Here is a 19,743-nt window from a genome sequence, read left to right as displayed (position 1 = left end):
TTCCTGTCGTCAAACCGCTGAGGTGGTTGAGGGAATCCTGACACGGTACCGGAGTGTCGGCGGCGAAACGCCGTTGTCCCGCGGACAATGTCCGCTCAATCGGGTGGTGCGCTCTTGGAGCGATTGCCACCCGATCGGGGGGAGCCAATTCCGGCACCGGCCTTGGCACCCCCGTCCTTCTTCGTACTTCCCCCGTTTGCCTGCGCGACCGGTGACGGTGCCTCGAAGGCCTCCAGCGCGGACAGCACGTCCTGCACCCTGGAGATCTCGGTGTTGATGTCCTTGCGCCGGCGCACCAGTTCGTCCAGCTCGCGCCGGCCCTCGTCGGTGACCCGCTGCGCCTCGGCCCTGGCCTCGGCGAGCAGCCGCTCGGCCTCCGCCCGGGCGAGTTCGATCTGCTCGTCCGCGGTCCGGTCGGCGGCCCGCAGCCGCTTCTCGGCCTCGGCCGCGGCCGACTCCAGCCGCTCCTCCGCCTCGTCCTGCGCGGACTTCAGCTTGGCCTCGGCCTTGACGATCAGGGCCTCGGCGCGGTCGGTGGAGCTGGCGAGCTTGGTCTCGGCCTCCTTCAGCAGGCCCTCGGCCTTGCGGACGGCGGACAGCCGGACCTTGCTGGCCTCGCTCGACGCCTCCGAGGTCAGCTCGTTGGCGCGGTCCTCGGCGCCCGCGACCAGCGCCGCCGCCCGGTCCTCGGCCTCGGCGACGGTCGCGACCGCCTGCTCCTCGGCCTCGGTCAGCTGGTCCTGGGCGGCCGTCACCAGGGCGTCCACCCGCTCGCCGGCCGACTTCATGGCCTGCGCGTTCTCCTTGCGGGCGCGCTCGTGCAGGGCCTCGACCTCGGCGTCGGTGCGCTCGCGCAGCTCCTCGGCGCGCTCGCGGATCGCGGTGGCGTCCCGGCGGGCCTCGGAGAGCAGGGCGTCGGCGTCCGAGCGGCCCTTCTCCACGGCCTCCTGCCCGGTGGCCTCGCCGGCCGCGACCAGCCGGTCGGCCTCCTTGCGGGCGGCGGCGACCATCGCGTCGGCCTGCTCCTCGGCGGCGGCCGTGGTGGCCAGCGCGGTGGTGCGGGCGTCCTCGCCGAGCGACTCGGCGTCCGCGAAGGCCTTCTCCAGCACGGACTTGGCGTGCTCGCGGGTGGACTTGTCGAACTGCTCGGCGGCCTCGCGGGTGTCCGCGTCGTAGGCGTCGGCGCGGGCGTGGGTGTCGGCGTCGTAGTCGTCGGCGAGCGTGCGGGTGGCGAGCGCGTACTCCTCGGCCTCGGCCCGCAGCGCGGCGGCGAACTCCTCCGCCTCGGCGATGCCGGCGGCGGCCCGGTCCTCGCCGGCGGCCACCGTCCGGGCGGCCAGCTCCTCGGCCTCGGCGCGCTGCCGCTCGGCGGCCTCCTGGGCGGCCCGCAGGGTGTCGTCGGCCTCGGCGCGCAGCTGCTCGTCCCAGGCCAGGGCCTCGGCCCGGTGCCGGGCCAGCTCGGCCTCGGCGGCCTCGCGCTCGGCGGTGAGTTCCAACTCGGTCTGCTCGCGCAGCGCGGCCGTCTCGGCCTCGGTGCGGGCCCGCAGGTCGGCGGTGTCCCGCTCGGCGGTCGCGCGCAGCTCCGCCACCTCGTGCTCGACCGTGTCACGCAGCTCGGTGGTCTCGCGGTCGGCCAGCGCCCGGAGTTCGGTGGTCTCGCGGTCGGCGGTGTCGCGCAGTTCGGCGGCGGCCCGCTCGGCCTGCTCGCGGTGCTCCGCGGCCTCCCGCTCGGCGGTGGCCCGGAGTTCGGCGATCTGCTGGGAGGCGGTCTCGTGCAGCCCGGCCACCGACTGGCGGACCTCGGCGACCTCCTCCTCGGCGGCCTCGACCAGGGCGGCGGCCTCGGTCCTGGCCGCGGCGACCAGTTCCTCGCCGTCGCGCCGGGCCTGCTCCAGCTCCTCGCCGGCCTCTGCCCGGATCGCCGCGGCGGTGGCCCGGGCCTCGGACAGCTCGCGGCCGGCCTCGGCGCGGACCGTGGCGGCCTGCTCGTCGGCGAGCGTCCGCTCGGCCTCGGCCCGCTCGCGCAGCTCCGCCGCGGCCGCCTCGGCCTCGGCCCGGAGGCGGGCGGTCTCGGTGGCGGTGCGTTCGGTGAGGTCGGCGGCGGCGGTCTCGGCCTCGGTGCGGACGCGTTCGGCGTGGGTGTCGGCGGCCTCGCGGACGGCGGCGGCCTCGGCGGCGGTGCGCCCGGCCAGCTCCTCGGCGGCGGCCTCGGCCTGCTCGCGCGCCGCCTTGGCGGCGGCCAGCTGCTCGGCGGTCTCCTCGCGCTCCCGGAGCAGCCCGGCGGAGGCCTCCTCGCGCTCGCGGCGGCTCTCCTCGCGCAGCGCCTCGGCGGCGGCCTGGGCCTCGGCCCGGCTGCGGGCGGTCTCGCTGTCGGTCTCGGTGCGCAGCCGCTCGGCGGCGCCGACGGCGGCGTCCCGGACGGCGTTCGCCTCGGCCTGGGCGTCGGCCCGCAGGGCCTGCGCGGCGGCGTTCGCCGAGGCCCGCAGCTGCTGGTCGAACTCGGTTGCCTCGCGGCGCAGTTCGGCGGTCTCCCGCTCGGCCGCGGAGCGGTTCTCGGCGGCCGCGGCCTTGGCGGCGGTGAGCGCGTCCTGGCCCTGCTGCTCGGCCGTGGCGGTGATCTTCGCGGCCTCGGCGCGGGCCCGCTCCAGGGTCTGCTCGGCCCGGCCCTGGGTCTCGGCGGCCTGCTCCTTGGCCTGCTCGCGCAGCCGCTCGATCTCGGCGGCGGCGCCGGAGCGCAGCTCGTCCGCGTCGGACTTGGCGGTGGTGAGCAGCTCCTCGGCGGTCTTCGCCGACTCCTCGATCTGCACCACGGCCTGCCGGCGGGCCTCGCTGCGCACCCGCTCCGCCTCGGCGGCGGCCTGGGCGCGCAGCTCCTCCGCCTCGGCGCGCAGCCGGGCGGCCTCGTCCTGCATCTCCTGGATCCGCTCGCGGATCGCGGCGGCGTCGTCCAGGGCGGCGTTCTGGGCGGCCTCGACCGCGGCCCGGGCCTGCTCGCGCAGCAGCTCGGCCTCGGCGGCGGCCTCGGTCCTGATCCGCTCGGCCTCGGCGGTGGCCCCGGTGCGGGTGGCCTCGGAGTCCCGGCCGGCCCGGTCGAGCATCTCCTCGGCGCTCTTGGCGGCCTTGGCCAGGTGGGCGGCGGCCTCCGCGGCACCGGCGGCCCGGCCGGCCTCCTCGGCCTCGCCGCGCAGCCGCTCGGCGGCGCTCTCGGCCTGGGCCCGCAGTTCGGTGACGTCCCGCTCGGCCTGCGCCCGCATCTCGGCGATCGCGGCCTCGGCCTCGGAGCGCAGCTGGCCGGCCACCGACTCGGCGGTGGCGCGCAGCCGCTCGCTCTCCTCGGCGGCGGCGGCCTTGGCGGCGTCCGCCTCGGCCTTCCTGGTGGCGGCCTGGGCGCGGATCGCCTCGGCCTCCTTGGTGGCCTGGGCGACCATCCGGGCGACCTCGGCGCGGGCGGTCTGCGAGCGCTGCTCGCTGGCGGCCTCGCCGTCGGCGACCCGCCGCTCGGCGGCGGCCTCCGCCTCGGCCTGGAGCTGTTCGGCGGCGGCCTCGGTCCTGGCGCGCAGCTCGGCGGCCTCCTGCCGGGCCCGCTCGGCCTCGGCGGCGACCTCGGCGCGCAGTCGTGCTATCTCCGCCTGGGCGTGGGACAGCTGCTGCTCGGCGTGGGCCTGCTCGGCGGCGGCGACCTCGGTCAGCCGGCCGATCTCGGCGCGGGCGGCGGCCAGCTCCTGCTCGGCGGCGGCGTGCGCGACGGCGAGCTGCAGCTGGGCCTCGCCGCGGGCGGCGTCCACGTCGGCGGCGGCCTGGGCGCCGGCCTGCTGGGCCTGCTCGGAGGCGGCCCGCAGCAGCCGTTCGGCGTCGTTCTGGGCACGGTGGAGGGCGGCCTCGGCGGCGGCCTGGGCCTCGCCGCGGGCGGCGTCCACGTCGGCGGCGGTCTGCGCGCGGGCCTGGTCGGCGAGGGCGGCGGCCTCGGCACGGGCCGCGGCCATCAGCCGGTCGGCCTCGCCGCGGGCCTCCTGGAGGAGGCGCTGGGCCTCCTGCTCGGTGCCGGCCCGGGCCTGCTCGGCCCAGCTGACGTTCTCGTTGACGTGCTGCTCGGCGCTGCGCCGCAGCTCCGCGAGCTCGTCCTCGAGCTGCCGGCGGCGGGCGGCCAGCTCGGCCTCCAGCCGGGCGGTGCGCTCGGCGGTCTCGGCCATGATCCGCTGGGTCGCGGCCTGGGACTCGCGCAGCTGGCGCTCGGCGTCGGCGCGCAGCTGCTGGGCCTGCATCTCGGCCGTGCGGAGCATCTGCTCGGCCTGGCCGGAGACGGCGTCGAAGGCGCGCGGCTGGGCGAGCATCCGGCGGGATTCGTGCAGCTTGGCTCGGAGCACCTCCACCTGGTAGGCGAGGTCCTCGGCATGCTCGACTGACTTGTCCCGCTCCTTCCGAGTCCGATCCATCTCGGCCTCGAACTGGGAGAGGTGATCGTCAACCTCGTAGCGGTCGTAGCCCCGCACTCCGCGGTCCCATCCATCTCCTGGTCGCGTCCTCGACCCGGCCGGTCCGCTCCCGTGGTCCGGGTGCCGTCCGACTGGTCCTTGCATCGCGGCCGTCCGGACGCCCCCGTCGTACCGGGAACGTCCGCCCGCGTCGTCGGAGTCCGGGGCGTGGGAGCGCGGTCGATCCGCATTCCCCCGTCCGGGTGGACTCCTGGGCGAACTCTTGCCTTGTGGAGAATGGTGACAGATCCGTCTTGCGACTGTTCAGCCGTGCCCGCGTAGTGGACTCCCCTGCGACGGGCCTCCCACCGGGGCGGACGGGCCTGTCTTCGGCCGTGCCCGTCGCCTCCGTCCCCCGGAGTCTTCGCGCACCTGGGCATTGTAGTGGGAGCGTGTGGCGGGGGAACGGTCGCGTGGGGGTTTTCCGGCCCGACCGCCGAGGTTACCGGCCGGTCATGGCCGCGGCGGGGCTCCGGAGACCCGGGTACCGCCCCGCGGCGGCACCCGGGGGAGGCGTCAGTGGCCCTCGTGCGCGCCCGGCTCGGCGGCGGTGACCAGCTCGGTCAGCACCCCGCCGCAGTCCTTGGGGTGCAGGAAGGTGATCCGCGAGCCCATCGAGCCGATCCGCGGCTCGTCGTAGAGCACCCGGACGCCCTTGGCGCGGATCTCCTCGGAGTCGGCGTCGACGTCGCCGGTGCCGAAGGCGATGTGGTGGACGCCCTCGCCGTTCTTGGCCAGCCACTTGCCGACCGGGGAGTCCTCCCGGATCGGCTCCAGCAGCTGGAGGTAGGAGGCGCCGCCGTCGCCGGTGTCATTGATCTTGAGCATGGCCTCGCGGACCCCCTGCTCCTCGTTGACCTCGCTGTGGAACACCTCGAAACCGTAGGTGGCGCGGTAGAACTCGACCGTCTTGTCGAGGTCTCGGCAGGCGATGCCGATGTGGTCGATGCGGGTGAGCACGGATGGCCTCCGGTGAGGGGCGGGCGTGACAGGACGGCAACAGTGCAGCGCATGACGGTCGGCGGCGCCACCGATCGGGGTGCGAGCCTGCTCACACGGACCCGGCAGGGTTCACCCGGGCCGGGTCGGCACGGTGTTGACCGGAGTGTGCCAGTGCGCTCGATCACACCATGGGTCCGGTGACGGGCGGGTAACAGGTCAGTACATTGAGCGGAATCCTCCACCTGGCCACGACGTGCGAAGGGGCTCGTCCCATGACCAACACCACCTCTGTGATCGTTGCCGGGGCACGGACCCCGATGGGCCGGCTGCTCGGCTCCCTGAAGGGCTTCTCCGGTGCGGAGCTCGGCTCCTTCGCCATCAAGGCCGCGCTGGAGCGGGCCGGCATCACCGGCGACCAGGTCCAGTACGTGATCATGGGCCAGGTGCTCCAGGCCGGCGCCGGCCAGATCCCGGCCCGCCAGGCCGCCGTCAAGGCCGGCATCCCGCTGAACGTCCCGGCGCTCACCATCAACAAGGTGTGCCTCTCCGGCCTGGACGCCATCGCGCTGGCCGACCAGCTGATCCGGGCCGGCGAGTTCGACATCGTGGTGGCCGGCGGCCAGGAGTCGATGACCAACGCCCCGCACCTGCTGCCGAAGTCCCGCGAGGGCTACAAGTACGGCGCGATCGAGCTGCTCGACTCGATGGCCCACGACGGCCTGACCGACGCCTACGAGAACATCCCGATGGGCGAGTCCACCGAGAAGCACAACACCCGGCTCGGCATCCCGCGCGAGGTCCAGGACGAGATCGCCGCCGCCTCGCACCAGCGCGCGGCCAAGGCGCAGGCCGACGGCATCTTCGACGCCGAGATCGTCCCGGTGGAGATCCCGCAGCGCAAGGGCGAGCCGGTCGTGTTCGGCCAGGACGAGGGCATCCGCGCCGACACCACGGTCGAGGGCCTGGCCCGGCTGCGCCCCGCGTTCACCAAGGACGGCACCATCACCGCCGGCACCTCCTCGCAGATCTCGGACGGCGCCGCCGCCGTGGTCGTGATGAGCAGGGCCAAGGCCGAGGAGCTGGGCCTGAGCTGGATCGCCGAGATCGGCGCGCACGGCAATGTCGCGGGCCCGGACAACTCGCTGCAGTCGCAGCCGTCCAACGCGATCAAGCACGCGGTGGCCAAGGAGGGCATCGCGGTCGAGGACCTCGACCTGATCGAGATCAACGAGGCCTTCGCCGCCGTCGCCCACCAGTCGACCAAGGACCTCGGCGTCTCCTCGGAGATCGTCAACGTCAACGGCGGCGCGATCGCGCTGGGTCACCCGATCGGGATGTCCGGCGCCCGGGTCGTGCTGCACCTCGCGCTGGAGCTGAAGCGCCGCGGCGGCGGCATCGGCGCGGCCGCGCTCTGCGGCGGCGGCGGTCAGGGCGACGCGCTGATCGTGCGGGTCCCCAAGGCCTGACCCGCACCGGCCCACCGACCGAACCACACCGGGGCTGCGCACCGCCACAAGCGGGGCGCAGCCCTTCGGCGCAAGGAGACCCACCCATGATCGATGTGCCGACCCTGGTCGAGCAGGCCCGGCAGGGCCGTCCGCGGGCCGTCGCCCGCCTGATCTCACTGGTCGAGAACGCCGCGCCGGAGCTGCGCGAGGTGATGGCAGCGCTGGCGCCGTACACCGGGCACGCCTACACGGTCGGGCTGACCGGCTCGCCGGGCGTGGGCAAGTCCACCTCCACCTCGGCGCTGGTCTCCGCCTACCGGCGGCTGGGCAAGCGGGTCGGCGTGCTGGCGGTCGACCCGTCCTCGCCGTTCTCCGGCGGCGCGCTGCTCGGCGACCGGGTCCGGATGCAGGACCACGCCACCGACCCCGAGGTGTTCATCCGCTCGATGGCCACCCGGGGCCACCTGGGCGGTCTGTCCTGGGCCGCCCCGCAGGCGCTGCGGGTGCTGGACGCGGCCGGCTGCGACGTGATCCTGGTCGAGACCGTGGGCGTCGGCCAGTCCGAGGTGGAGATCGCCGCGCAGGCCGACACCGCGGTGGTGCTGCTCGCCCCCGGGATGGGCGACGGCATCCAGGCCGCCAAGGCCGGGATCCTGGAGATCGGCGACCTGTTCGTGGTCAACAAGGCCGACCGGGACGGCGCCGACGCCACCGCTAGGGAGCTGAACCACATGCTGGGCCTCGGCGAGGCCCGCGAGGCGGGGGCCTGGCGCCCGCCGATCGTGAAGACCGTGGCGGCCCGCGGCGAGGGCGTGGACGAGGTGGTGGAGGCGCTGGAGAAGCACCGCGCCTGGCTGGAGGAGCACGGCGAGCTGGTGGTCCGGCGCCGCCGCCGGGCGGCCCAGGAGATCGAGGCGATCGCGCTGGCCGCGCTGCGCGCCCGGATCGGCGACCTGCACGGCGACCGGCAGCTGGCCGCGCTGGCCGAGAAGGTGGTGGCCGGCGAGCTGGACCCGTACGGCGCCTCCGACCGGCTGGTGGCGGGCCTGACCACCAGCTGAGCCCGCACAGCGGCCCGGCGCCCCCGTCCGGGGTGCCGGGCCGCGGGGGCTCGGTCGGGGACGCTCAGCCGCGTCCGCGCAGGCCGCGCAGGTGCTCGGCGACGGGGGCGAGCGCCTCGTACATCGCGTCGAGCTGCTCGGGGGTGAAGCGGTCGATGAAGTGGGCCCGGACGCTGCGGACGTGGCAGGGCGCGACCCGCTGCATGGTCTCCCAGCCCTGCTCGGTGAGGTTGGCGTAGAGGCCGCGGCGGTCGCCGGGACACTCCTGGCGCAGCACCAGGCCGGCGTTCTCCATCCGGGTGATCTGGTGCGAGAGCCGGCTCTTCGACTGGAGGGTCGCGGTGGCCAGGTCGGTCATCCGCAGCCGCCGCTCGGGCGCCTCGGAGAGCACGACCAGGATCTCGTAGTCGTTGATCGCCAGGTTGTGCGGCTGGAGCTCGCGGCTCAGCTGGTACTCCAGCAGCTTGGCGACCTCCAGGTGGGCGCGCCACAACCGCTGCTCCCGGACGGTCAGCCAGGGGGTCTCCTCCTCGGGCCCTTCGGGCTGCGGGGCCGAGGCGTCTGCCGGGTCGACGATGTGCGTGTCCATGGTTCTACGATAGCGCACTTAGTTCAATGTTGTACGACTTTACCGGGGTTCACACGGTTGAGGCCGTCGCGATCCGGCCGCGGTGCCGCGCGGGAGGCGCGGCGCCGCGGCCGGACCGGCGGCAGGACCGGTGGGACGGGCGGGGCGGGTCAGAGCCCGAAGCGCCGCCCGAGGTCGCCCAGGTTACCGAGACCGGGCACGTTCACGTTCGGCAGCTGGCTGTTGCCGTGGCCGGCGCCGTGCTGGCCCGGCACCCCGCCCATCGGCACCCCGGCCTCGGCGTGCACCTGGCCGACGGCGCGCTCGGCCATCAGCACCTCGCTGGACTGCAGCAGTACCTGGCCGGCGCCGATGAACTCGAACTGGTGCTCCTCGCCGGAGGCCCCGCCCAGCCCGGTGAGCCGGCGCAGGCCGCCGATCACGCCGTGCATGTAGTCGTGGTCGTAGTGGTGGCACGGCGCCGGGCAGTCCGCCCAGCCGACCAGCGCCTGCGGGTCCACCCGGATCGGCGGCTCGACGAAGTGCACCGGCCCGTTCGAGGCGGCGACGAACTTGCCGCTGCCGATCAGGGTCAGGAAGCCCGGGATGATCGACTGCTTGAGCCGCAGGGTGGGCTCGTAGGCCAGCAGGTTCCCCGAGCGGACCGTCAGGTTCCCCTCCTCCAGGTCGTAGGAGTTGAGGTCGAAGGCCCGGTCGGCCAGCAGCAGCTTGCCGCGGCCCTCGGCGACCACCCAGTCCGCCGCGTGCATCGGCGAGTTGAAGTGCTGGCCGAGCATCCGGTCGATCGCGCCGGCGCCGACGCCCTTGAAGGAGATGTCGCCGTAGTAGGCGATCATCTTGCCCTTCTGCAGGAAGTACGAGCCGTTGAGGTCCACCGAGAAGGCGTACGGGTTGACGTTGTCGTTGGACGGCAGGCTGTGCACGTCGTGGACGACCGGACCGGTGCCGTCCTGCGCCTTGGGCAGCGGGGCCTGGGCGCCGCCGTACTGCTCCTGGGCGTACTGCTGCGGCGGCTGGGCCGGGTAGCCCTGCGGCGGGGGCGGCGGGTAGCCGCCCTGCTGCGGATAGCCCTGCGGGGGGTACGGCTGCTGGCCCTGCTGGGGGTAGCCCGGCTGTGGGTACCCGGGCGGCGGGGCGGCGGGGTAGCCGGGCTGGGTCGGCTGGCCGTACGGGGACTGGCCGTACGGGTCCTGGGGCTGCCCGTACGGGGGCTGCGGCGGGTAGGACATCAGAGCTTCTCCTCGCTCGCCTGCACGTACACCGTGCCGTGCCCGGACAGCTCCAGCTGGAACGCCTCGCCGGAGCCGCGGCCGATCATGTCGCGCCATCCCAGCGCGGTCGACAGCTTGTTCTGGACCTGGCCGCGGTGCGCGACGTAGGCCTGCGGGTCGACGTGCACCGGCTGGTTCGGGGTGATCGGCAGCTCGAAGACGCCGCCGTGCGCCATCACCGCGACCGCGCCGTGGCCGTCCAGCTTGGTGGTGAACAGGCCCTGGCCGGTCACCTGGCCGCGGACCATGCCCATCACGCCGCCCTGCGAGCCCATGAACATGGTGGACTGCTGCAGCGAGCCCTCGAAGGCGAGCAGCCGGTCGGCCTCGACGTACAGGGTGTCGCCGGTCAGGTCGATCACCTGGACGTGGTGGCCGCCGTGGCCGAACATCACGGTGCCCTGGCCCTCGACGGTCATCAGCGGGGTGTCCTCGTTGGCCACCCGGCGGCCGATCATCGACATGACGCCGCCCTGGCCGCCGGTGATGTTCGGCGTGAACCGCACCTCGCCGGTGTACGCGAGCATCGCGCCGCGCTGGCTGAACAGCCGCTGGCCCGGCACGACCCGGGCCTCGATCATCTTGCTGTTGATCTTCGTGAACGCCATCAGACGTCGCCCCCGACGGTCAGCTTCTCGGAGGGCTGCACGTAGACCAGTCCCTCGCCGGTGAACTCCACCTGGACGGCCTCGCCGCCGCCCTCGCCGATGAAGGTGCTCCAGCCGGCGCCGGACTTGATGGAGCGGTTGAGGTTGCCGGTGTGCGCCACGTACGCGCCGGGGTCGACCCGCAGCGGCATGCCCTGGGACACCCGGAGGATGATCGCCGGCCCCTTGGAGGTGACGGCGGCCCAGCCGTGCCCCTCGACCTTGGTGGTGAACAGGCCGTTGCCGGAGGAGACGCCGTTCAGGCCGGTGAAGCTGGTCCCGGTCTTGAGCGTGCCCTCGGTGCAGAGCAGATTGTCGGACTCGACGTAGAGCGTCTCGCCGTTCAGCCGTACCAGGTTGATCTCGGTGGCCTGGTCGGCGAAGTAGCAGGTGCCCTGTCCTTTCACCTCCATGACCGTCATCTGCTCGCCGGTGAGCCGACGGGTCACCATGCCGCGGATGCCGTCACCACCACCGCTGAGCTTCTTGAAGTTCATCTGGCCGGTGTACGCGACCATCGAACCGTTCTTGGCCTTCACGAGGTCGCCGGTCATGTCGACGGCGAGCGTCTTGGACCCCTGGAGTCGAAACTGTGCCACGGCCGCAATGTAGCGGTCGGCGGGCCGGGCCGGGGAGGGGGAGCCTGGTTCTGGTACGCGTCCGGTACAAAGCGGCCGCCCGGACTCCGCTCCCCGCACCCCCGGGGGCGGGTTCGGACATGTGCTCGGTGATAATGGGGCGGATGCTTGTGAGCCGGTTCACAAGCGATCTCCGAGCCCCCGTATCGAGGTACCCATCGTGAACAGCAGCGCCGTCCACCGCCTGCGCCTGGTCTCCGGCCCCGAAGGGGTCTCGTTCCTGCTCCTGCTGCTCTGCTCGGTGCTCAAGCGCACCACCAGCTTCAACGGCGTGCCGGTGATGGGCATGGTCCACGGGATCCTGTTCATCCTCTACGTGGTCTTCTGGATCATGGCCTGGCAGTCGCAGAAGTGGGACGTCAAGCGCGGTGCCGTGCTGTTCGTGCTGTCGGTGCTGCCCGGCGGCGGCTTCGTGGCCGAGCGGATGCTCGCCAAGGAGGAGCGCGCCGGGGGCAAGGCCGCGGTGCCGGTCGCGGCCTGACCGGGCCCGCGCGACCCCTCCCGACGCCGACAGGCTGCCGGGGCCCCCTCTCCCAGTGGGCCCCGGCAGCCTGTCGCTTTTCCGGGAGTGGTTCCGTTCCCGACTAGCTGACGTTCACCGCGCTCCAGGCCGCGGCCACCGTGTTGTACTCCACGCTGCCGGCGCCGTAGAGGTCCTTGGCGGCGTTCAGGGTGCCGGTGCGGGCGGCCTTGTAGTTGGTGCTGGAGGTGAAGTAGGTGGTCAGCGCGCGGTACCAGATCGCGGCGGCCTTGTCGCGGCCGATGCCGGTGATCGTGGAGCCGTTGGAGGTCGGGCTGTTGTAGCTGACGCCGTTGATCACCTTGGCGCCGCTGCCCTCGGACAGCAGGTAGAAGAAGTGGTTCGCGACGCCCGAGGAGTAGTGGACGTCGATGCTGCCGATCCCGGAGTACCAGGAGTCCTTGGACGAGCCGTCCTTGGAGGGCTTGTCCATGTAGCGCAGCGGCTGACCGTTGCCGAAGATGTTGATCTTCTCGCCGATCAGGTAGTCCGGCACGTCCGAGGGCAGGTTGGCGTACCACTCGACCATGGTGCCGAAGATGTCCGAGGTGGCCTCGTTGAGGCCGCCGGACTCGCCGGAGTAGGTGAGGTTGGCGGTCGCCGCCGTGACGCCGTGGCTCATCTCGTGGCCGGCCACGTCGATGGCGGTCAGCGGGTTGGTGTTGTTGGTGCCGTCGCCGTAGGTCATGCAGAAGCAGGAGTCCTGCCAGAAGGCGTTGACGTAGGCGTTGCCGTAGTGCACCCGGTTGCTGGCGCCGACGCCGTTGTTCTTGATGCCGTTCCGGTTGAACTTGGCCTTGTAGTAGTCCCAGGTCGCCCCGGTGCCGAACTGCGCGTCGACCGCGGCGGACTGGGTGTCCGCGGCGGTGCCGTTGCCCCAGTTGTTGTCGGCGTCGGTGTACAGCGCGTTGCCGTTCTTGGCGTTGCCGGTCCACTGGTTGCCGCGGGAGGCGTCCTTGAGCTGGTAGGTGGACCCGCTCTGGGTGGTGGTCAGGGTCACCGTCCCGACGTGCACGCCCTTGCCGGTGCCGGTGGCGGTCTGCACCTCCTCGTGGGTGGAGAGCAGCTGGCCGGTGGCGGCGTCGGTGACCAGTCGCTGGCTGCTCGGGGTGCCGTCGGCGCGCTCGCCGTGGACCACGGTCTGGTAGGCCAGCCGCGGGGTGCCCTCGCCCGCCCAGACCACCAGGGTCGGGCTGCTCGCACCGTCGACCCGGCTCACCGGGGACGCGTCCTCGTCGGCCGGGGCGATGCCGACGGTGGCCCGGACCGAGTCGACGGCCTGGGTGGAGGCGGTGCCGGCGGAGAGCTTCGGGGTGAGGCTCGGCAGCGAGAGCCGGCCGTCGAAGGCGCGGTCCACCGAGGCGACGGTGCCGTTCGCCTTCTGGTGGACGATGAGGTCGCCGCCCAGGACCGGCAGGCCGGCGTAGGTCCGGTCGTAGCGCAGGTGGCGGGTGCCGTTGGCGTCCACGATCGCGTCCTTGACGATCAGCTGCTCCTGGCCGCCGAGGCCGAGGGCCTTCGCCACCGGCGCGGCCTGCTGGCCGGCCAGGGAGATGATCGCGTCGCGCTGCAGGACGGGGGCGGCCTGGGCGGGGGCGGCGGCGACCTGGATGGCGCCGGCCAGAAGTGCGGAGGCGGAGAGTACGGCGCCGGCTGTCAGCTTTCGCTTCACGTGCGGGGTTCCTTCCACGAAACCGCGGGTGCGCGGTCACGCCGCGTACCGGGGCGCCGGGGTTGGCGCCTTGGGGCGGTAGGGCGTTGACGTGCTGCTCCGTGCGGCCTGACGGTCCGTCGGTGGGTGGGGCGACGGACGTCCGGACGGGGCTTGGGCAGAAGCATGACAAGTCAGTTCGGCGAACAACAGGGAGCGACCGGGTATTGGCCAGGTCTCGCCACGGCCCGAACGGGTGGTGGCCGTGCGACGGTTGTGCCGGTTGTCCGCTTTCGTCCGCTGGCGTGATCCCGCCAGCGGCGGCCCTTGTCGGCCTCCGCCGGTGTTGCTACGCGGGCGGGGAAGGGACGGGCGCGCGGGGGAGAGGGGCCGGCCGGGGGAAAAGGACGGACGTCCGGGGCCTCCCCTCCCAGTGAGGGCCCCGGACGTCCGTCGGACCGCGCGTCAGTTGACGTTGACGCCGCTCCACGCGGCCGCGACCGCGTTGTACTCGGTGCTGCCGGCGCCGTAGAGGTCCTTGGCGGCGCTCAGGGTGCCGGTACGGGCCGCCTTGTAGTTGGTGGTCGAGGTGAAGTAGACCGTCAGCGCGCGGTACCAGATCGCCGCGGCCTTGTCGCGGCCGATGCCGGTGAGCGTCGAGCCGTTGGAGGTCGGGCTGTTGTACGCGACGCCGTTGATGGTCTTCGCGCCGCTGCCCTCGGCCAGCAGGTAGAAGAAGTGGTTGGCCACGCCCGAGGAGTAGTGGACGTCCAGGTTGCCGACCGAGGAGGACCAGGCGTCGGCCGAGCCGCCGTCCTTGGAGGGCTTGTCCATGTAGCGCAGCGGGGTGCCGTCGCCGTTGATGTCGATCTCCTCGCCGATGAGGTAGTCCGGCTTGTCGGCGGGGAGGTTCGCGGACCACTCGACCATGGTGCCGAAGATGTCCGAGGTGGCCTCGTTGAGGCCGCCGGACTCGCCCGAGTAGTTCAGGCCGGCGGTGGCCGAGGTGACGCCGTGGGTCATCTCGTGGCCCGCGACGTCCAGCGCGGTCAGCGGGTTGGTGTTGCCGCTGCCGTCGCCGTAGGTCATGCAGAAGCAGGAGTCGTCCCAGAACGCGTTGACGTAGTTGCGCCCGTAGTGGACCCGGCTGGTGGCGCCGACGCCGTTGTTCTTGATGCCGCTGCGGCCGAAGGTGTTCTTGTAGAAGTCCCAGGTGGCCGCCGCGCCGAACTGCGCGTCCACCGCGGCCGACTGGCGGTTGGCGGCGGTGCCGTCGCCCCACGCGTTGTCGGCGTCGGTGAAGAGGGTGCCGGAGCCGGTGGTCTTGCCCTTGAGGTCGCTGGTGGACTGCCCGCCGCGGGAGGCGTCCTTCAGCTGGTAGGTGGAGCCGCTCTTGGTGGTGGTCAGCGGGACGCTGCCGACGAAGACGCCCTTGCCGGTGCCGGCGGCGGTCTGCACCTGCTCGTGCGTGGACAGCACCTCGCCGGAGGCGGCGTCGGTGACCAGCAGCTGGCTGCTCGGGGTGCCGTCGGCGCGCACGCCCTGGACGGTGGTCCGGTACGCCAGCCGCGGGTTGCCGTCGGCGGCCCAGACGACCAGCTCGGCGGCACCGGTCTGGTGCACCTCGGCGAGCGGGGACTCGTCCTTGTCGGCGGCGATGCCGACGCTGGAGGCGACCGCGCCGGAGGCCTGGGCGGCGGCCTTGTCGGCCGGGATCGCCGGGGTCAGGCTCGCCACCGCGATCGGCGCGGTGACGGCCTTGTCCACGGCCTCGACGGCGCCGCCGGCGGCCTGGTGCACGACCAGGTCGCCGCCCAGCACCGGGAGTCCGGCGTAGGTGCGCTCGAAGCGGAGGTGGCGGGTGCCGTCGGCGTCCACCACGGCGTCCTTGGCCACCAGGGTCTCCTTGCCGCCGAGGCCGAGGGCCTTGGTCAGCGGACCGGTCTCGCCGTTCGCCAGGGCGATCAGGCCGGCCCGGTGCTCGGCGGCCTGGGCCTGGGCCGAGGGGGTGGGAGTGGCCTGGGCGGCGGTGCTCACCTGGATGACGCCGGTGAGGAGGGCGGTGGCGGAGAGTACGGCGCCGGCTGCGAGCGATCGCTTCACGTACAGGTCCTTCCGGGAAACCGCGTGCGCGGTCGCGCCTCGCTCCGGGGTGCCGGGGTTGGCACCTTAGGGGCGGAACGGGCGCTGACGTGCTGCTCCGTGCGGTCCACGGTGGTCACCGGTGAGTGGGGCGGTGGCCACCGGACGGGGCTGGCCGAAAGCATGACAATCCAACAAGTGAAATGACAGGTCTTGTTCATGGATTGGCCAGGTCTCGCCAATGTGGCGGAACGTGAACAGAGTGAGGAAAGGGGTGAATCCCCTGTCCCTGTCGCGGGTTCCGGTCCGAACCGCCGCCCGGTAGCGGCGCCGATGCCGTCCGCGGGCCGCCCGGGGCCCGTCCGCCCCCGGCCGCGGAACGGTTGGTACCCGTTCACACCCCCGCAACGTGCTGGTACGGACCTGACGGACCCGTTGGCGTGATCCCGCCACGTGTCGCGCTTGTCCATCCCTCAGGACGACTGGTAGCACCGGCCGCTCCCGCCGGTACGGTTGGCGGGTGGCCAAGCCCCTCGCACTCGACTTCGACCCGATCGCCCGTGCCGACGAGCTGTGGACCCGCCGTTGGGGAGCCGTCCCCGCGATGGCGGCGATCACCTCGATCATGCGGGCCCACCAGATCCTGCTCTCCCGTGTGGACGCGGTGCTCAAGCCGTACGGGCTGACCTTCGCCCGCTACGAGGCGCTGGTCCTGCTCACCTTCAGCCGGACCGGCGAGCTGTCGCTCTCCAAGATCGGCGAGCGCCTGATGGTCCACCCGACCAGCGTCACCAACACCGTCGACCGCCTGGAGCGGGCCGGGCTGGTCGCCCGCCGCCCCAATCCGCTGGACGGCCGGGGCGTGCTCGCCACCATCACCGACCGGGGCCGCGAGGTCGTCGAGGGGGCCACCGGGGAGCTCATGGCGATGGACTTCGGTCTGGAGGAGTTCGACGGCGGCCAGTGCCGCGAGGTGTTCGACCTGCTGCGCCCGCTGCGGGTGGCGGCCGGCGACTTCGCCGAGCTGCCGGGCGAGGGGCCTGCGCCGGGCGGGGCGTGAGGGCGGCTACCCTCGTGGGAGCGGTGCGCGGATCAGGACGTACCCCCCGATGCTGACTGGCGAGGCGATGCAGAAATGAAGGCGACCCCCCTGCTGGGCTGGTACCGCGCCCTGGCCCTGGCGACCGGTGTGGCGCTGCTGGTCTTCTGCGGTTTCATGGTCGCGAAGTACGGCTTCCACGCGGCCGAGGACGTGACCACCTACGTCGCGATGCTGCACGGGTACCTCTACATCGGGTACTTCGTGGTGACCTTCCTGCTCGGCCAGAAGCTCAAGTGGCCGCTGGGGCGGATGGTCTTCTTCCTGGCCGCCGGCTGCATCCCGTTCGCCTCCTTCGTGGCCGAGCGCAAGGTGGTCGCCGAGGCGGCCGCCGGGTCCTCCGCCGCCGACGCCGCCCGCCAGCCGGCCGGCGTCTGAGCGGCGCCGCCGCCGACCGTCGCGCCGAGGCCGCAGCGGCCGTCCGGGCCGCCGAGGGCGCCCTTCCCCGTCCGGGGGAGGGCGCCCTTTCGCATGCTCCCGGTGCGCTTGGCCGGGTGTCCGTCGACAAATACTAGGACGTCCGAGTAAATTGGTAGGACGTCCTAATAGCTGTGCCGCCCGCTGGTGTGGCGGCCGTACGGAGCGGAGTTCGGGGTCATGGACGCCGAGGAGATCGAGCGCGGACGGCAGCGCTGGCAGCAGCGGTACGACAGCGCCCGCAAGCGGGACGCGGACTTCACCACCCTCTCCGGGGAGGAGGTCGAGCCGGTCTACGGCCCGGCCCCCGGGCAGGCCGTCGAGGGCTTCGAGCGGATCGGCTGGCCCGGGGAGTACCCGTACACCCGCGGCCTGCACGCGACCGGCTACCGGGGCCGGACGTGGACCATCCGGCAGTTCGCCGGCTTCGGCAACGCCGAGCAGACCAACGAGCGCTACCGGATGATCCTGGAGGCGGGCGGCGGCGGTCTCTCGGTGGCCTTCGACATGCCCACCCTGATGGGCTACGACTCGGACGACGCGCGCTCGCTCGGCGAGGTCGGCCACTGCGGTGTGGCGATCGACTCGGCCGCCGACATGGAGGTGCTGTTCCGCGGCATCCCGCTCGGCGAGGTCACCACCTCGATGACGATCAGCGGCCCGGCCGTGCCGATCTTCTGCATGTACCTGGTGGCCGCCGAGCGGCAGGGCGTCGACCCGGCCGTGCTCAACGGCACCCTGCAGACCGACATCTTCAAGGAGTACATCGCCCAGAAGGAGTGGCTCTTCGCCCCCGAGCCGCACCTGCGGCTGATCGGCGACCTGATGGCCCACTGCGCCGAGGGCATCCCGGCCTACAAGCCGCTGTCGGTCTCCGGCTACCACATCCGCGAGGCCGGGGCGACGGCCGCGCAGGAGCTCGCGTACACCCTGGCCGACGGCTTCGCCTACGTCGAACTGGGCCTCTCCCGGGGCCTGGACGTGGACGTCTTCGCCCCGGGCCTGTCGTTCTTCTTCGACGCGCACCTGGACTTCTTCGAGGAGATCGCCAAGTTCCGCGCCGCCCGGCGGATCTGGGCCCGCTGGATGCGCGAGCGGTTCGGCGCCAAGACCGACAAGGCCCAGTGGCTGCGGTTCCACACCCAGACCGCCGGCGTCTCGCTCACCGCGCAGCAGCCGTACAACAACGTGGTCCGCACCGCCGTCGAGGCGCTCTCGGCGGTGCTCGGCGGCACCAACTCGCTGCACACCAACGCCCTGGACGAGACCCTGGCGCTGCCCTCGGAGCAGGCCGCCGAGATCGCCCTGCGCACCCAGCAGGTGCTGATGGAGGAGACCGGCATCACCAATGTGGCCGACCCGCTGGGCGGTTCCTGGTACGTCGAGGCGATGACCGACCGGATCGAGCAGCAGGCCGAGGAGATCTTCCGGAAGATCCTGGACAAGGGCCGGGAGGACCACCCGATCGGCCAGATCACCTCCGGCATCCTGCGCGGGATCGAGGACGGCTGGTTCACCGGCGAGATCGCCGAGGCGGCCTTCCAGTACCAGCAGTCGGTGGAGAAGGGCGAGAAGCGGGTCGTCGGCGTCAACTGCCACCCCCGCAGCGTCACCCCCGAGCTGGAGATCCTCCGGGTCAGCCACGAGGTGGAGCGGGAGCAGGTCCGGGTGCTGGGCGCCCGTCGGGCGGCCCGCGACGAGGCCGCGGTCCGGGCCGGGCTGGACGCGATGCTGGCCGCCGCGCGGTCCGGCGCCTCGATGATCCCGCCGATGCTGGACGCGGTGCGCGCCGAGGCGACCCTCGGCGAGATCTGCAACGCACTGCGCGAGGAGTGGGGCATCTACCGGGAGACCGCCCGCTTCTAGGGCGGGTGAGCGGTCGGGCCGTCCGGTGCCCTGCGGCGCCGGACGGCCCTTCGGCGTGCCCGCGGCCGCCCCTGGTCGTCCACGGTCGTCCTCGGCCGTCCTCAGTCGTCCTCAGTCGCCGAGCAGGCTCGGGAACGGGCCGAGCAGCAGGCCGGTGAACCGGCGGGTCCACTCCGGGGTGATCGGCTCGCCGCTGACCAGCACCCGGTGCTCGACCGTCCCGGCGATGGTGTCGAAGATGATGTCGATCTCCTCGCGGGCGGTGGCCTCGTCGCAGTCCGGGGCCAGCTCGCCCCGGGTCTGGGCGGCGGCCCGGCCCTGCCGGACCAGCCGCTTCTGCGGATCGACGATCGCCTCCCGGATCCGCCGCCGCAGCTGGCGGTCGCGGGTGCCCTCGGCGAACAGGGCGAGCAGCGCGGCCTGGGTCTCCGGACGGGCCAGCAGATCGGCGAACTGGGTCACCACCGCCTCGATGTCGGCCCGCAGGCTGCCGAGGTCGGGCATCACCAGCTCGTCGAAGAGGCTGGCGACGGCGTCGACCACCAGCTCGTTCTTGGACGGCCAGCGCCGGTACAGGGTGGTCTTGGCGACCCCGGCCCTGGTCGCGACATGGCCCATGGTCAGTCCGCCCCAGCCGAGTTCGGCGAGGGCCTCGCGGGTGGCGTCCAGAATGGCGCGGTCGGCGGCGGCACTGCGCGGCCGCCCCTTGGCCCGGGCCGCGCCCCCCTCGGGGGGCTCCGGGGGGCGGGCGTGGGGCGGGAGCCCGGGGCCCCGGGGGGCGTCCTGGGGGGCCTCGGCCGGGCGGACCTCGTGCGGCGGGGTCACGGGTGGCTGGGGGGCCGGCACCGGGCCTCCTTGCGATTTACCGGTAAGTAACTTGGGTGGGACCGGTAACGGTAGCGACTCCTCCGCACCCAGGTCAGCCGGGGCGCCCGGGAAAGTGGCTCAGCTCACGTCGGGGGACTGCCGATAGGGGTTGCGGCGGGTGGCCCCGATCCAGTTACGCTACGACTCGTAGCGAAAGCGACGACCAGGCGCCG

Annotated in this window: 15 protein-coding genes; 6 read left to right on the top strand and 9 right to left on the bottom strand. The window is 73.1% G+C overall.

What is annotated here, in order from left to right:
- Positions 1 to 95: 95 nt before the first annotated feature.
- Both IF01_RS0108925 and mce read right to left on the bottom strand, forming a co-directional pair.
- On the bottom strand, positions 96 to 4,490 hold the full coding sequence (locus IF01_RS0108925; RefSeq protein ID WP_030392763.1) for a polarized growth protein Scy-related protein: 4,395 nt from the start codon (positions 4,488 to 4,490) through the stop codon (positions 96 to 98).
- 498 nt (positions 4,491 to 4,988) lie between these two features.
- The gene (gene mce / locus IF01_RS0108920) at positions 4,989 to 5,432 is read right to left on the bottom strand and encodes a methylmalonyl-CoA epimerase (RefSeq protein WP_030392762.1); all 444 of its coding nucleotides are present in this window, start codon (positions 5,430 to 5,432) and stop codon (positions 4,989 to 4,991) included.
- A 254-nt stretch (positions 5,433 to 5,686) separates the two neighbouring features.
- On the opposite strand from mce, the gene IF01_RS0108915 reads away from it, so the two are divergent.
- Positions 5,687 to 6,880: an acetyl-CoA C-acetyltransferase gene (locus tag IF01_RS0108915; RefSeq protein ID WP_030392761.1), complete on the top strand. Its 1,194-nt coding sequence runs from the start codon at positions 5,687 to 5,689 to the stop codon at positions 6,878 to 6,880.
- A gap of 86 nt (positions 6,881 to 6,966) precedes the next feature.
- Positions 6,967 to 7,923, top strand: coding sequence for a methylmalonyl Co-A mutase-associated GTPase MeaB (gene meaB, locus IF01_RS0108910; protein WP_030392760.1), 957 nt, complete (start codon positions 6,967 to 6,969; stop codon positions 7,921 to 7,923).
- 64 nt (positions 7,924 to 7,987) lie between these two features.
- On the opposite strand, the gene IF01_RS0108905 is transcribed toward meaB, so the two are convergent.
- From IF01_RS0108905 to IF01_RS0108890, 4 genes are all read right to left on the bottom strand, one after another.
- The gene (locus IF01_RS0108905) at positions 7,988 to 8,512 is read right to left on the bottom strand and encodes a MarR family winged helix-turn-helix transcriptional regulator (protein WP_078879804.1); all 525 of its coding nucleotides are present in this window, start codon (positions 8,510 to 8,512) and stop codon (positions 7,988 to 7,990) included.
- 149 nt (positions 8,513 to 8,661) lie between these two features.
- Complete coding sequence (locus tag IF01_RS0108900; RefSeq protein ID WP_030392758.1) at positions 8,662 to 9,477, bottom strand: AIM24 family protein; 816 nt, start codon at positions 9,475 to 9,477, stop codon at positions 8,662 to 8,664.
- Positions 9,478 to 9,740: 263 nt separating this feature from the next.
- Positions 9,741 to 10,391, bottom strand: a complete 651-nt coding sequence (locus IF01_RS0108895) for an AIM24 family protein (RefSeq protein ID WP_030392757.1) — start codon at positions 10,389 to 10,391, stop codon at positions 9,741 to 9,743.
- Complete coding sequence (locus tag IF01_RS0108890; RefSeq protein ID WP_078879803.1) at positions 10,391 to 11,029, bottom strand: AIM24 family protein; 639 nt, start codon at positions 11,027 to 11,029, stop codon at positions 10,391 to 10,393. Before IF01_RS0108890 ends, IF01_RS0108895 begins: the two co-directional genes overlap by 1 nt.
- Positions 11,030 to 11,225: 196 nt before the next feature.
- On the opposite strand from IF01_RS0108890, the gene IF01_RS0108885 reads away from it, so the two are divergent.
- Entirely contained in the window at positions 11,226 to 11,549 is a 324-nt protein-coding gene (locus IF01_RS0108885; protein ID WP_078879831.1) for a DUF3817 domain-containing protein, read from the top strand.
- A 103-nt stretch (positions 11,550 to 11,652) separates the two neighbouring features.
- Here IF01_RS0108885 and IF01_RS0108880 read toward each other — a convergent pair whose 3' ends face one another.
- Positions 11,653 to 13,260: a M4 family metallopeptidase gene (locus IF01_RS0108880; protein ID WP_030392754.1), complete on the bottom strand. Its 1,608-nt coding sequence runs from the start codon at positions 13,258 to 13,260 to the stop codon at positions 11,653 to 11,655.
- Positions 13,261 to 13,704: 444 nt separating this feature from the next.
- A complete protein-coding gene (locus tag IF01_RS0108875) occupies positions 13,705 to 15,342 on the bottom strand; it encodes a M4 family metallopeptidase (RefSeq protein WP_030392753.1) in 1,638 nt (545 codons plus the stop codon).
- A gap of 499 nt (positions 15,343 to 15,841) precedes the next feature.
- Between IF01_RS0108875 and IF01_RS0108870 the strand changes: the two genes are divergently transcribed.
- The 3 genes from IF01_RS0108870 to icmA all read left to right on the top strand — a co-directional run bounded on the left by IF01_RS0108870 (position 15,842) and on the right by icmA (position 18,703).
- Complete coding sequence (locus IF01_RS0108870) at positions 15,842 to 16,381, top strand: MarR family winged helix-turn-helix transcriptional regulator (RefSeq protein WP_030392752.1); 540 nt, start codon at positions 15,842 to 15,844, stop codon at positions 16,379 to 16,381.
- Between the two features lie 75 nt (positions 16,382 to 16,456).
- A complete protein-coding gene (locus tag IF01_RS0108865) occupies positions 16,457 to 16,798 on the top strand; it encodes a DUF3817 domain-containing protein (protein ID WP_030392751.1) in 342 nt (113 codons plus the stop codon).
- Positions 16,799 to 17,017: 219 nt separating this feature from the next.
- The gene (icmA, locus tag IF01_RS0108860; protein WP_030392750.1) at positions 17,018 to 18,703 is read left to right on the top strand and encodes a coenzyme B12-dependent isobutyryl-CoA mutase large subunit; all 1,686 of its coding nucleotides are present in this window, start codon (positions 17,018 to 17,020) and stop codon (positions 18,701 to 18,703) included.
- A gap of 111 nt (positions 18,704 to 18,814) precedes the next feature.
- On the opposite strand, the gene IF01_RS0108855 is transcribed toward icmA, so the two are convergent.
- On the bottom strand, positions 18,815 to 19,375 hold the full coding sequence (locus IF01_RS0108855) for a TetR/AcrR family transcriptional regulator (RefSeq protein WP_051741366.1): 561 nt from the start codon (positions 19,373 to 19,375) through the stop codon (positions 18,815 to 18,817).
- Positions 19,376 to 19,743: the final 368 nt, after the last annotated feature.

The sequence above is a fragment of the Kitasatospora purpeofusca genome, from assembly GCF_000718025.1.
Lineage (GTDB): Bacteria > Actinomycetota > Actinomycetes > Streptomycetales > Streptomycetaceae > Kitasatospora > Kitasatospora purpeofusca.
This window is presented reverse-complemented; position numbering and strand designations above follow the sequence as displayed.

What these genes read in the sequence shown, in the direction of transcription:
- IF01_RS0108895 (WP_030392757.1), bottom strand. Translation starts at nt 10,391, where the DNA reads ATGGCGTTCACGAAGATCAACAGCAAGATGATCGAGGCCCGGGTCGTG.
- IF01_RS0108905 (WP_078879804.1), bottom strand. Translation starts at nt 8,512, where the DNA reads ATGGACACGCACATCGTCGACCCGGCAGACGCCTCGGCCCCGCAGCCC.
- icmA (WP_030392750.1), top strand. Translation starts at nt 17,018, where the DNA reads ATGGACGCCGAGGAGATCGAGCGCGGACGGCAGCGCTGGCAGCAGCGG.
- IF01_RS0108865 (WP_030392751.1), top strand. Translation starts at nt 16,457, where the DNA reads ATGAAGGCGACCCCCCTGCTGGGCTGGTACCGCGCCCTGGCCCTGGCG.
- meaB (WP_030392760.1), top strand. Translation starts at nt 6,967, where the DNA reads ATGATCGATGTGCCGACCCTGGTCGAGCAGGCCCGGCAGGGCCGTCCG.
- IF01_RS0108915 (WP_030392761.1), top strand. Translation starts at nt 5,687, where the DNA reads ATGACCAACACCACCTCTGTGATCGTTGCCGGGGCACGGACCCCGATG.